This window comes from Kitasatospora sp. NPDC018619 (assembly GCF_044391605.1).
Lineage (GTDB): Bacteria > Actinomycetota > Actinomycetes > Streptomycetales > Streptomycetaceae > Kitasatospora.
In genome coordinates this window covers 73,325-84,978 of the sequence record NZ_JBISAI010000014.1, presented here as the reverse complement: position 1 = coordinate 84,978, position 11,654 = coordinate 73,325, and the positions used below count along the sequence as shown (strand labels likewise).

Genomic DNA, 11,654 nt, shown 5'->3' with positions numbered 1-11,654 from the left:
GCGGGGGCCTGGCCGGGGGCGGGCGCCGCGGCGTTTTTGTGGGCGGGGGCGTTCTCCCCGCGGGGCCGGGGGGGGGGGGGGGGCCCGGCCGGGCCCCCCCCCCCCCCCCCCCCCCCCCCCGCGACGCTGGCCAAGCAGACCGGCCAGGACGTCCAGGTCATGCGGGACACGCTCCAGCGCTACGGCCGGGCGTTCCCCGGCATCAAGCGGTGGGCCCGCAAGCTGCAACGCCAGGCCCTCGCCGAGGGCTGCACGATGACCACCGTCACCGGCCGGCGGCTCCACCTGGACCGCGACAAGCTCTACAAGTCCGTCGCCTACGCGTGCCAGTCGACGGCCCGCGACACGATGGGGCAGGCGCTGATCACCATGGACCGGCAGGGCCTGACCCCGTACCTCACCATGTGGGTGCACGACGAAGTCGTGGGCACCGCCCCGAAAAAGGAGGCCGCCGAAGTCGCCCAGGCGTGCGCGCAAGCCATGAAGATGACGCTGCTGGGGGTCCCGCTGGACACCGACGCCGAGGTCTACGGCCCGAGCTGGGCCGACGGCTACGGACTGCCCAAGGAGTGGGCCTATGCGGCGTGAACCGGAGAGCGCGCACACGCAGTTCTGCGAGGTGTGCGACGACGAGAAGCCTCTTGGGCAGTTCGGCCGGCGCAAGCGGGCGCCCAACGGCCGGGCGAACGTGTGCCGCCCCTGCGTCCGCGCCGCGAACCACAAGGCCAACAAGGACCCGGCCGTCGTCCGCAAGCGCCGCGACGCCCGGCTGCGCCGGGTGTACGGCATCACGCTGAGCGACTACGAGCGGATGGGTCGCCAGCAGCGGTGGCGGTGCGCGATCTGCGGCCAGACGGCCGCCGTCGGGGATCGCCTCGTGGTCGACCACGACCACGACAAGCCTCGCGGACAGGCCGTCAGAAGGCTGCTGTGCAGGGGCGAGAACAGCGCGCTCGGCCACTTCGGGGACTCTTCCGCCCGCCTGGACAGGGGCGCGGAGTACCTACGCAAACACGGCAAATGAGGCAGAGATCACATTACCTACTCTTTGCCTACATTTTTGCAGGTAGCGGGCTTGATCGTCACCAAAGCCGCAAATCACCCCTTCTTCACAGTTTGAGCACAGATCGAGCACATGTTTATGCTCCTCCCCGCATGTCGCACCAGAGGGGGTGCGACCCATAACTAGGAGTCACGATGCGGCGGGGAGGATGGAACCTCACGGGAGGTTCCCATCGGCACCTACGCCGTCTCGGCCGGGCTCGGCGGGAGGAGGCACGGATCATCACCCCGCCCGTGGCGGCGGCAGTTCGCCGCGCCATGGGCATCACCGACGGCAGCGGCCTCAGTCTGGCGGAGCTTCCCCTGGAGGAGGCCGGGCGCGAGCACATCCGACGGATGCTGCGCGTGTTAGCCGACCTGCACGCCTCTCTGGCCGTGCAGCCCCCCTTCCATCGGGTGCACGCCCTGCGCGCCCTGCTGACGCGCCTTGCGCGCTGCATGGCCCTGTTTTCCCGACGTCTCACCCTCACCGGCACCCCGGCAGCCCGCCGAAGTGCCCTGGGAGCCACCGCGGCCTGACCTGATCTCAGGCCGCCTTCGCGCCCCTGTCTTCGGCTGACCCGAACCGGCAGGGGCTTCTTCATGCCCCGACGCGGCCGTGCGCCCGCCGGGGCTTTGTCATGCCCTGACGCGGCCTGAGCGCCGGCCGGCGGCTTCGCCATGCCCTTTTGCGCTCCGCCGCGCCGCGATACCGCACGCCCATCTCTCTGTTCTGTACATGTCAAGGACGTTTCATGTCTTCGCCCTGCATCACCCCTGACCTGATCCGCCAGGCCCAGACCCCCAAGCCCCTCCCGGCCCTGACCGGCATGGGCAAGCTCGACCGGGGCCGCGTGGCCACCGAGGAGATCCTGAACGGCCTTGAGGGCATCGCCCGGTCCGTCTCCCGCAAGCGGGCCGCGCAGATGGAGGGCGACAGCCACCAGGCCGCCCAGGACATCGCCCAGGAGATGCGGCTGAGCTTCTGGCGCGCCATCCACTCCTGGGACGTCGACGGCCCGAACACCGCCGAGTTCACCTCGTACGCCTACCAGCGGGCGAAGCTCGACGGCCGGGCCGCCGCCACCCGCGAGATCGCCCCGGGCGTGACACGCGACTCCGCCGCAGCGTTCATGGGCGCCCTCCAGCGCAACGACGGGTGCTTCACCGCCGCCAAGGAGGAGGTGACCGGCCTGGACGCCAAGCGCCGCCTCTCGCCCGAGCACGCCGACATCGTCGCCGCCGCGCTCACCCGCCCCCTGCCGATCACCAGCGTGGCGGAGAGCGCTCTCGAAGCCTCCGCCGCGCAGGACCCGGACCACCTGGTCGAATACACGCCGCTCGGCACCACCCCCCGCGCCGCGCGGGTGCACCTGGCCGTCACCGACGGCCAGCCGGTCGTCGCCGCCGTGACCACCGCGGGCTGGTGCACCGACCTCCAGCCCTCCCTGGCCCTCAACCCGATCGCCATCTCCCGCGACGCCGTGCGCTGCAAGGGAGTTCGCGTCACCGGGACCAAGCGCGGCAAGCACGCCACCGGCGCGATCATCGACCGCGCCGCCGACGCCGAGACCCACGCCCGCTTCACCGCCGCCACCCGGGTCAAGACGAACGAACTGCTGGCCGGCATGTCGCCGACCGAGGCGGCCATCGCCCGCGCCGCGTTCGGCTTCGACGGACCGCCCATGCTCACCGACGCCGGGAAGCTCGACGCCACCGGCATAGCCGAAGCCCTCGGCACCACCCCCGGCAGCGTCAAGGCCACCTGGTCCCGCGCCCTGAAGAAGCTCCGGGACCGGGCGTGAACCGGGCTGTTAACCGCCCCGGCTCAAGCCTTCCGAACACCCACGGAAGGAACACGCGATGAAGAACCCCACCGGCACATACCACCTGCGCGACGGCGCGACCCTGCACGTCACACCCGACGACCACGACGGCTACCGCCTGGAGGTCACCCGCGAGGGCCAGAGCGTCCGCTACAACGGCGGACACTCCGCCCGCGAAGTCCACGCCTTCCTGGCCCTGTTCCCCCGGGGGAGCCGATGACCCGCGCCGAGGCCCTGGCCCTCGCCCAGAAGACCGTCACCGATATGGCCACCAACAACCGCGGCTACCCGGACCAGCCGTTTGACGCCCGCGTGAGCGCCGTGCTCCGCCTTGCCGAGTTCCTGATGAACGGAGAGAACAATGACGACCGCACCTGAGCAGTTCACAGTGCGCCTGGGCGAACAGCGCTTCCCCTGCAAGTACGACGGCCCGCGTGACTACGCCCGCACCCACGTGGACGCCGAAGGCGACATCGGCCTGCTCGTCCACTGCGGCGAGACCACCACGTCCATCTACCTCAACCCCGAAGTCGCCGAGTCGATGGGCAACACCCTGGTCCAGTCGGCCGCCCGCTCGCGCGCCACCCTCCAGGAGATCCAGCGCGTCCGCCAGGAGGAGGCCGAAGCCGCCCTGCGCCTCGGCGAGATGGAAGCCGCCCGCCAGGCCGAGCAGGCCCGCCACGAGGGACAGCCCTACCTCACGGCCGGCGGCTCCACCTCACCCGCCGCCCTCCCGCAGCCCGTCCTGGCCGACATGCTCACCGCACCCCAGCCGGCCATCACCGAGATGCCGCCCGCCCCGCCCCAGCCGCCGACCTTCGCCGACACCATGCTCCCGCAGCCCGGCACCGAGGACCGCGAACGGGCCTTCCTGCGCGCCTCCGAACTCCTCGGCCCGGACGCCGGAGTGGCCTCCCGCATCGCCATGGCCAACTACCTGCTGAAGGGGGCAGCGTGACCCTCCCCGTGATCCACGCCGTCGTCCACCAGGCCGCCCGCGCCTACGAGGCCCGCACCCCGGCGGGCGAACGCGTCGTCGTCATCGAGACCGAGCACACCGCCCCGGGGCAGCTCACCCGGACGGTCGTCCCTCTCCCGGAGCACATCGCCCTGGACCTCGCTACCGACATCGAAGACCTCGGGTGGTGACCCCCACCTGACCCACACGAAGGCCCCCGGCCGGCACTGCTCGAACAGTGCTGACCGGGGGCCTTTTCTGCGTTATGCCGCCTTCGGCGTCGTGGTCTTCCTCTTCGTCGGCTTGGCGGGCTCGTCATCACGCGCCAACTCGACGGTCTTCCATACGATTCGAATCCGGTCGGGCGTCACCCGCTGCCCTTGGTAGGCCGCCTTTTTTAGATAGACCTTGTCGATGGCGAGTTGCAGCAGGCTCCTCTGGTATCCGCTGGTAGAGGTCTCCCATAGCTTCGCCCTGCGCTCTGGATCAGTAAGAACACCGATATCCCCGGTCGGCTTGGCGATCTTTTCCCAGTCCGAGCGGGCTGCTTCGACGTCCTCCACAGCCGCCCGCCTCAGTTTGACAAACGTAGCCTCGCCGTCGCGCCCGCCGTAGGCCCCGGCCGCGTTCAGTCGGTCGAGACGTGCCACGGCCTCCTCCGCGAGCTTCACCTGCCCGCGAGCCTTTTGCTCCGCGTTGCTCTCCTCGGGCTGAGACAAGGCAGCCCATCCCTTGGCCACCGCAAGCATCGTGGGGTCCATCGGATCATTGGCGTCGAGACGAGCTTCCCACTGCCGCTTGATCTCCATGAACGTCGAATTCCTGTTCATCGAGACAGGGGCAGGGCATTCTCCGCCGGTAACCGCCAGGTAGCACCCGAGGGCTGTTCCTCGGAGCGTGGCCCGCCCTCCGCAGCCTTCGCAGTAGGTGGGGAACCTCGCCATTGGATGGAGATCGCCCTTCGCCTCGTCCTTCCGAGGCTCCCCGAACCCTTCGGGCAGCTCGACGCCGGCCGCGATACGGCGATGCCGATCCCACACCTCCTGGGGGATCGTCTTGGCCCCCTTAGCGAAGACCTTCACCTTCTTGCCCTTGGAGTTCAGATAGACCTGCGCGATGCTGTTGACAGTGATCGCCTGCCATCCCAGGTAAACCGGGTGCCTCAGAATCTTGCTAATGGTGCCGTGACTCCACAGGCCGCCAGTCGGTGACGGGATGCCATCACGCGCAAGCCCGAATGCAATTTGCCGGATAGACTTCCCATCGGCAGCCTCGTAGTGGATTCGCTCAATGATGGGCCAGTTCTTGTCATTCTTGAGCTTCCGCTTCTTGGTAACCCGGGTGCCATATGGGGCGGCCCCCAGCCACAGGCCCATTTCCCGCTGCTCTGCCTTCGTGCTTTTCAGCTTCGCAGACAGGCGCTCACTGAACTCCCGATCCTCCTCGGCATTCTGAATGATGTACTTTCGATCACTCCGCTTCGCCGAGTCCAGGCCGTTGTAGTCGAAGATGAGCCGCTTTCCAGGCTCATCCAGGATTTTCAGCACGTCTCCCGCACCCTTGCGGGAGTATCGCGACGAGTCGTAAACCCAGAGCGCGTCCGTGTCGCCGACAAGCAGCGCATGAACAGCCGCGTCAAAGTCCGGCCGCTTCACGGTGCGCTTGTAGGCCGAAACGTTCTCGCGCCAGACGCGTCGGACTTGATAGCCATTCTCTCGGGCCCACTCGCGCCCGCGTCGTTCCTGGGCCTTGATCGACAGGATGTCACGGGTGGCAACCCCCCGGACCTCTTGCGATTTGCGGAGCAGAAGGTCAACCAAGGGAAGATCATTGCTGTTCGTGCCCGCCACAGTTCCACCGTCCTGTCAGGTGGAGACCCCCGCAACTCGCAAGGTGCAGGGGTGTCCACTCGCCTAACAAGGACGACCCGAACTTCTCGCTCCAGCGGGTCACCGAGCGCCAGGGCCGGGACGCCCGCACCGACGGCCTGTTCGCACTCGACGACAAGGCGCAGAAGGACCTGGTCCGCGTCTTCCTCGCGACCCGCGAGGAGCTGGAGGGCAAGCGGATCGACGAGGTCTTCTCGCGGAACTTCCTGGAGAGCAACTTCTGGCTGTACTGGCGCACCATGTTCGCCTTCGAGGAGTGGCACGGCGCGCTGGAGATGAAGCTCTACCTGCACCGCTTCATCCATCACATCGGCGGCCTGCCGGACCTGTCCGCGCTGAAGTTCACCAAGTACAACCAGTACGAGTCGATGGTCCTGCCGCTGACGCGCTGGCTGATGGACCAGGGTGTGCGGTTCCGCTACGAGGTCGAGGTCACCGACATCGACTTCGACCTCGCGCCCGGCACCGCCGACGCCCCCGGCCGCAAGCAGGCCACCCGGATCCACTGGCGGGAGGCCGGCCGGGAGGGCGGGGTGGACCTCGGCCCGGACGACCTGGTGTTCACCACCATCGGCTCGCTCACCGAGAACTCCGACGACGGCGACCAGCACACCCCGGCCCGGCTGAACGAGGGCCCGGCCCCGGCCTGGGACCTGTGGCGCCGGATCGCCGCCAAGAACCCGTCCTTCGGCCGCCCCGAGGTGTTCTGCGGGGACATCGAACGGAGCAAGTGGGAGTCGGCGACGGTCACCACCCTGGACGCGCGCATCCCGCGCTACATCCAGAAGGTCGCCAAGCGCGACCCGTTCAGCGGCGGCGTGGTCACCGGGGGCATCGTCACCGCCCGGGACTCCTCCTGGCTGATGAGCTGGACGGTCAACCGCCAGCCGCACTTCAAGCAGCAGCCCGCCGACCAGATCGTGGCCTGGGTCTACGGGCTGTTCGTCGACCGCCCGGGCGACTTCGTGCGCAAGCCGATGCAGGAGTGCACGGGCGAGGAGATCACCCGGGAGTGGCTGTACCACCTGGGCGTGCCCGTCGAGGAGATCCCCGAGCTGGCCGCCGAGGCCGCCCGCTGCGTGCCGGTGATGATGCCGTACGTGACGTCCTTCTTCCTGCCCCGGCACGCGGGCGACAGGCCGGACGTGGTGCCGGAGGGCGCCGTCAACTTCGCCTTCATCGGCCAGTTCGCGGAGACCACCCGGGACTGCATCTTCACCACCGAGTACTCCGTGCGCACCGGCATGGAGGCCGTCTACCGGCTGCTGGGCGTCGAGCGCGGCGTGCCCGAGGTGTTCAACTCCACCTACGACGTGCGCAAGCTGCTCGCCGCCACCACCCGGCTCCGGGACGGCGCCGAACTCGACCTGCCCGGGCCCGAGTTCCTGCGCAAGCGGCTGCTGCGCCGGCTGGAGGCCACCGAGATCGGCGAGCTGATGCAGGAGTTCGGCCTGATCGAGGACGAGCGGAAGTAGCCGGCCCCAGGGCGCGTCCGGGGCGCGCGGGAGGCCCGGGCCGGGGCCTTGCCGCGCGCCCCGGCCCCGTTCCGGGACAGGGATGGTGCTATCGTCATTAGCACCATGTTGCTGAAGCTGGACATCGGGGACACCCGACCGCTGCACGAACAGGTCGCCGGCGCGATCAGGCGGGCCGTCGCCGAGGGCGAGTGCGCCCCCGGGGACAAGCTGCCCCCGGCCAGGGAGCTCTCGCTGGCCCTGGGGGTGAACACCAACACCGTGCTTCGCGGGCTGCGCACGCTGCGCGACGAGGGGGTGCTGGAGTTCCGCCGGGGCCGCGGCATCACGATCGCGACCGGCGCCGACACCCGGTCCGAACTGGTGGACCGCGTACGGGCGTTGGTCGAGGACGCGGCCCGGGCCGGCTACAGCAGGAACGATCTCGTGGACATGATCAGGGGGATCTCGTGACGGACGAGGGGACGACCACGACGAAGGCGGCGCAGCGGCCCCCGCACCGCGGTGCGGTCTGGGCCGGGGCGGCCTGGGCGGTCGGGGTGGCGGGACTGCTGGTGGCGCTGCCGCTGACGGCCCGCCACCGGCTGCCCGACCCGCTGGCCACCCACTGGAGCGGGCGGGACCCCGACGGCTCGATGTCGCTGACGGCGGCCGTGCTCTTCCCGGTGGTGTTCTGGGCGGTCCTGGTGCTGGTCGCGCTGTTCCTGCGGCGGTACCCGGGCACCCGGGCGCCCGGCGCCGCGTCGACCACGCTGGCGACCGGCGGGGTGCTGCTGACGGGGGCGCAGGCCTCCATCGTGCACGCCAACCTGGACCGCGCCCGCTGGCAGGACGCCGCGCCGATGGGCGTCGAGGTGGCGCTGGTCCTGCTGACCACCGGCGCCGCCGGGGCGCTGGCCCTGCTGGCGAGCCGCCGCTACGGCGGGCGGATTGACCCCCGCCCGGTAGCCGGGGCACCGGTGCTGGAGGTGCCGGCGGGCGAACGGGTCGTCTGGCTCTCCCCGGCCGCCAACCCGTGGCTGCAACTGGTGTCGGCGGTGCTCGGACTGGTCGCGGTGGCGGCGGCGGCGGCCGTCGTCAGCGGGGTGGCCGCCGTGGGCTGGCCGCTGGTGCTGCTGCTCGCGCTCCCGGCACTCGCCGTGCTCCTCTGCTCCTCGGTGCGGGTGCGGGTGACCGACCACGGCCTGACCGTCGGCTTCGGCCCCTTCGGCCGGCCGGCCCGCCACTGGTCCCCCGGCGAGCTGGAGTCCGCCCGCGTCGAGCGGCGCACCGCCGGCCAGGCGGGCGGGTGGGGCTACCGGGTCAACGGGCTGGGCACCACCGTGATGCTGCGCGGGGGCGACTGCCTGGTGGTCCGTACCCGCCGGGGCGCGGACTTCGCGGTCAGCGTCGACGACGCCGAGCGCGGCGCCGCCCTGCTCAACACGGTGATCGCACGCAGCCGTCGGCCCGTCGGCTGAACCCCCGCCGGGCCGGGGCCCGCGGCCGAAACCGCCCGGGCCCCCGACCGAGCCGCCCCGGGCCCCGGCCGGACCACCGTCACGGCTCCCCCACGCGCAGTTCGGTGGCGACCTGCCGCCGTCCGGCGACCAGCGTCTCCAGCACCACCCCGAGGCAGGCCGCCAGCGCCAGGCCCGCCGTGGGCAGCAGCACCGGCAGCGCCGCGGGGCCGAGGGAGCCGCCCGTACCGGCGCCGACCAGGGTCGACAGGTCGAAGGCCGGCCCCAGCAGGGCGGCCGCCGCGACCGCCACCGCGCCGCCGCCGACGGCCGCCACCAGGGTCCGCGGCAGCGCCTCGGCGAGGATCAGGGCGATCCCCTGCCGGGGCCGCAGGCCCATGGTGCGCAGCCGGGCGAGCAGCGCCGTGCGCTCGGGCGCGGCGCGCAGCAGGGTCAGCAGGACGGCGAGGACGGCGAATCCGGCGGCGGCGGGGGCCGCGTACCGGAACAGCCGCCCGGCGGCCTGTGGCAGGGGGTCGCCGGCGAGCTGGGCGGCGAACTCGCGGCTGCTGCCCACCCGGTAGCCCGGCGGCAGGCGGTGGCTGCCCCGGCCGGCCGCCGCGGCCTCCTCCGCCACGAGCTTGTCGACCCCGGTCGGCTCGACCAGCCCCCGGTCCCGCAGGAGCGAGCGGATCCGCTCGGGATCGAGGCCGTCGCCGACCGCCAGCCACCGGTTCCACCGGCCCAGTTCCGGCAGGCGTTCCACGGCGGGGCCGCTGGGCACCACGACGAACGGCCGTTCCGGATCGGGCAGCGCCGGGGTCGCGGCGACGATCCCGGCGACGGTGGTGCGCAGTTCGCCGGCGGTGGACAGGTGCACCGTCGGCGCGCCGGCGGCCAGCCGTGCGGCCAGGGCGCTGCTGAACAACGCGGGCACCGGGGTCTCCGGGCCGCCGGGGGCGCCGGCGAGCGCGGCCGGATCGAACCCGCCGGCCCCGAGGGTGCGGGCGATCTCCGCGTACGCGGTCGGCTCGGCGACGACCAGGGTCACCGTGGTGTAGTCGTTCGGGCCGGCGCCGACGAACCGGGCGCTCGGGTCCACCCGGACGGCGGTCGCGCCGCGGACCTGCGGCAGGGCGCCCGCGGCCTGGAGGAACGGTTCCGTCAGGGTCGCGTACTCCGGGACGGAGACGGCGATGTCGCCGCCGGTCGCGACGCGCGCGGCGTGCAGCCTGCCCTGGTCCACCGAGGCGAGCAGGGTGGCGCCGAAGCCCGTCGTGGTGACGGCGATCAGCAGGGCGAGCAGCGGCAGGGCGCGGGGCCGTCGGCGCCCGGTCCCGTCCCGGGCGGCCCGGGCGAGGCCGAGGAAGCCGACCAGGCCCCGGCCCCGGCCGGCCAGCGCGGCCAGCCGGCCGGTCACCACCGGCTCGATCCGGGCCAGCAGCAGGCCGCCGGCGACGGCGAGCAGCAGCGGGGCGGCCACCAGCAGCGGGTCGGCCACCCGGCCGGGGTGGCCGACGCCGCGCCGGCGGGCCTCGGCCACCGCCACGGCGGCGACGGCCAGCAGCACGGCCTCGCCGACCACCCGGCGCCCCCGGGCGGCCGGCCGGGGGCGGTCCCGGACCAGCACCGCCCGGGCCGGGAAGGCGAGCAGGGCGAGCAGGGTCGCGGCCACGCCCGCGGCCAGCGCGGGGCCCCAGCGCGGGGTGGGCAGCAGCGCCAGGGCGGCCGTCGCCCCGAGCCCGGCGGCGGGCAGCACGGTGACGGCGCCCTCGCCGAGCAACCGCAGCAGCACGCCGCCGCGCGAGCAGCCGCGGGCGCGGAGCAGCCGCAGCTCGGCGGCGCGGCGGTCGGTGCCGAGCGCGGCGGCCAGGCACAGCACGACCACGGCGGTGCCCGCGGCGCCGGCCGGGCCGATCGCGCTCAGCACCGTCGCGGCCCGGTAGCGCTCGGCCGCCCCGGCGAGGACGGCCGGCAGGGTCGAGACGGTCCGCAGGTCGGTGCGGCCGGTCGCGGCGGCGAGGTCCACGGCGTTCGGCCCGGCCAGGAAGGGCAGCACGTCGGCGCGGGTGCGCTCCAGCCGGTCGGCCCGCAGCGGGGCGGGGTCGAGGGGCAGCCGCCAGAAGTCCTGCACCGACGGGCTCCAGCGGGTGAGCGCGGCCAGGCTGCCGCCGTCGACGAAGCCGGTGGCGGCGAGCCAGTTGCCGTGCCCCGCGTCCATGTTCAGGCAGGGGCGGTCCGGGCAGCCGATGCCCGTCCAGAACGGGTCCAGCGGGTCGTCGACCCGGACGAGGCCGGTCACCACGGCGGTCGCCGCCGTGTCGGGGCCGGCGCCGCCGTCGATGACGTCGCCGACCTTCATGCCGATCAGCTCGGCGGCCGTCCGGCTCACCACGACCGGCAGCGGGCCCCCGGCGGGGGCGGGCCCCGGCCAGCTGCCCTCGGTCAGCGTCACCCGGTCGGCGAGGCCGGCCAGGTGGACCAGGGAGAGCGTGCTCGGGGCGCTCTCGCCGAGCCGGCGGTAGCCCGGGTTCCCCATCGCGGCGGGCGCGGCCACGGCGCCGTGCGCCAGCCCCGGCCGGGACAGCGGCAGCCGCCCGCCGACCCGGGCGACGAGCTCGTGGTCGACGGCGTCGAGGGCCTCGGCGGTGTCGGTCGGCCGGGCCCAGGAGGTGACGTGCAGGCTGGTCGCGTGGATGCCCGTGCGGCGCACGTGGTCCCGCAGCGCCGCGTCCGCGTCCCGGTCCACGACGCGGGGGACGGCCACGGCCAGCAGGACGGTGACGAAGGCGAGGAGCGCGGTCAGCAGCGCGGCCGCCGGGCTCGCGCGCAGCCGGGTGCGGACCCAGCGCGCCGGGCGGTGGGCGGCCCCGGGGGCACCGGCATTGGCGGTCACGTCTCCTCCACGGGGGCGCGGCGGGGCGGCGGACTGCGGTCGGCCGCGGGTGGACACCTCGTGCCGGACGCCTCGTGCGGGCAGCGCACCCGGGCAGCGCGCACGGGCCACCGGCGACGGGTCGGACAGC

General features: G+C 73.0%; 13 protein-coding genes. 11 read left to right on the top strand and 2 right to left on the bottom strand.

Translation table 11 applies throughout. The annotated features are described in order from the left end of the window. Positions 1–36 precede the first annotated feature (36 nt). From ACH5AR_RS22715 to ACH5AR_RS22680, 8 genes are all read left to right on the top strand, one after another. Entirely contained in the window at positions 37–588 is a 552-nt protein-coding gene (locus ACH5AR_RS22715) for a DNA polymerase (RefSeq protein ID WP_396303441.1), read from the top strand. Beyond that, positions 578–1,024, top strand: a complete 447-nt coding sequence (locus ACH5AR_RS22710; protein ID WP_396303281.1) for an endonuclease domain-containing protein — start codon at positions 578–580, stop codon at positions 1,022–1,024. The genes ACH5AR_RS22715 and ACH5AR_RS22710 overlap by 11 nt, the downstream gene beginning before the upstream one ends. Positions 1,025–1,320: 296 nt before the next feature. Next, positions 1,321–1,581 carry a hypothetical protein gene (locus ACH5AR_RS22705; protein WP_396303280.1) on the top strand — a complete coding sequence of 87 codons (261 nt, stop codon included), beginning with the start codon at positions 1,321–1,323 and terminating at the stop codon, positions 1,579–1,581. Positions 1,582–1,796: 215 nt separating this feature from the next. Further along, positions 1,797–2,846 (top strand): hypothetical protein, encoded by a 1,050-nt coding sequence (locus ACH5AR_RS22700; protein WP_396303279.1) that lies wholly within the window; start codon positions 1,797–1,799, stop codon positions 2,844–2,846. A gap of 58 nt (positions 2,847–2,904) precedes the next feature. Next, complete coding sequence (locus ACH5AR_RS22695) at positions 2,905–3,087, top strand: hypothetical protein (RefSeq protein ID WP_396303278.1); 183 nt, start codon at positions 2,905–2,907, stop codon at positions 3,085–3,087. Continuing rightward, positions 3,084–3,245: a hypothetical protein gene (locus ACH5AR_RS22690; protein WP_396303277.1), complete on the top strand. Its 162-nt coding sequence runs from the start codon at positions 3,084–3,086 to the stop codon at positions 3,243–3,245. The genes ACH5AR_RS22695 and ACH5AR_RS22690 overlap by 4 nt, the downstream gene beginning before the upstream one ends. Beyond that, entirely contained in the window at positions 3,229–3,825 is a 597-nt protein-coding gene (locus ACH5AR_RS22685) for a hypothetical protein (RefSeq protein WP_396303276.1), read from the top strand. Before ACH5AR_RS22690 ends, ACH5AR_RS22685 begins: the two co-directional genes overlap by 17 nt. Further along, positions 3,822–4,016, top strand: coding sequence for a hypothetical protein (locus ACH5AR_RS22680; RefSeq protein ID WP_396303275.1), 195 nt, complete (start codon positions 3,822–3,824; stop codon positions 4,014–4,016). Before ACH5AR_RS22685 ends, ACH5AR_RS22680 begins: the two co-directional genes overlap by 4 nt. Before the next feature lie 72 nt (positions 4,017–4,088). Here ACH5AR_RS22680 and ACH5AR_RS22675 read toward each other — a convergent pair whose 3' ends face one another. Then, a complete protein-coding gene (locus ACH5AR_RS22675; protein WP_396303274.1) occupies positions 4,089–5,675 on the bottom strand; it encodes a recombinase family protein in 1,587 nt (528 codons plus the stop codon). Here ACH5AR_RS22675 and ACH5AR_RS22670 point away from each other — a divergent pair. The 3 genes from ACH5AR_RS22670 (at position 5,621) to ACH5AR_RS22660 (ending at position 8,649) form a co-directional block, all read left to right on the top strand. Then, positions 5,621–7,189, top strand: coding sequence for an oleate hydratase (locus tag ACH5AR_RS22670; protein WP_396303440.1), 1,569 nt, complete (start codon positions 5,621–5,623; stop codon positions 7,187–7,189). The genes ACH5AR_RS22675 and ACH5AR_RS22670 overlap by 55 nt on opposite strands. 105 nt (positions 7,190–7,294) lie before the next feature. Next, positions 7,295–7,642, top strand: coding sequence for a GntR family transcriptional regulator (locus ACH5AR_RS22665; RefSeq protein WP_396303273.1), 348 nt, complete (start codon positions 7,295–7,297; stop codon positions 7,640–7,642). Beyond that, on the top strand, positions 7,639–8,649 hold the full coding sequence (locus ACH5AR_RS22660) for a DUF1648 domain-containing protein (RefSeq protein ID WP_396303272.1): 1,011 nt from the start codon (positions 7,639–7,641) through the stop codon (positions 8,647–8,649). Before ACH5AR_RS22665 ends, ACH5AR_RS22660 begins: the two co-directional genes overlap by 4 nt. 79 nt (positions 8,650–8,728) lie before the next feature. Here the strand turns inward: ACH5AR_RS22660 and ACH5AR_RS22655 are convergent, their stop codons facing one another. After that, positions 8,729–11,524, bottom strand: a complete 2,796-nt coding sequence (locus ACH5AR_RS22655) for a hypothetical protein (protein ID WP_396303271.1) — start codon at positions 11,522–11,524, stop codon at positions 8,729–8,731. Positions 11,525–11,654: the final 130 nt, after the last annotated feature.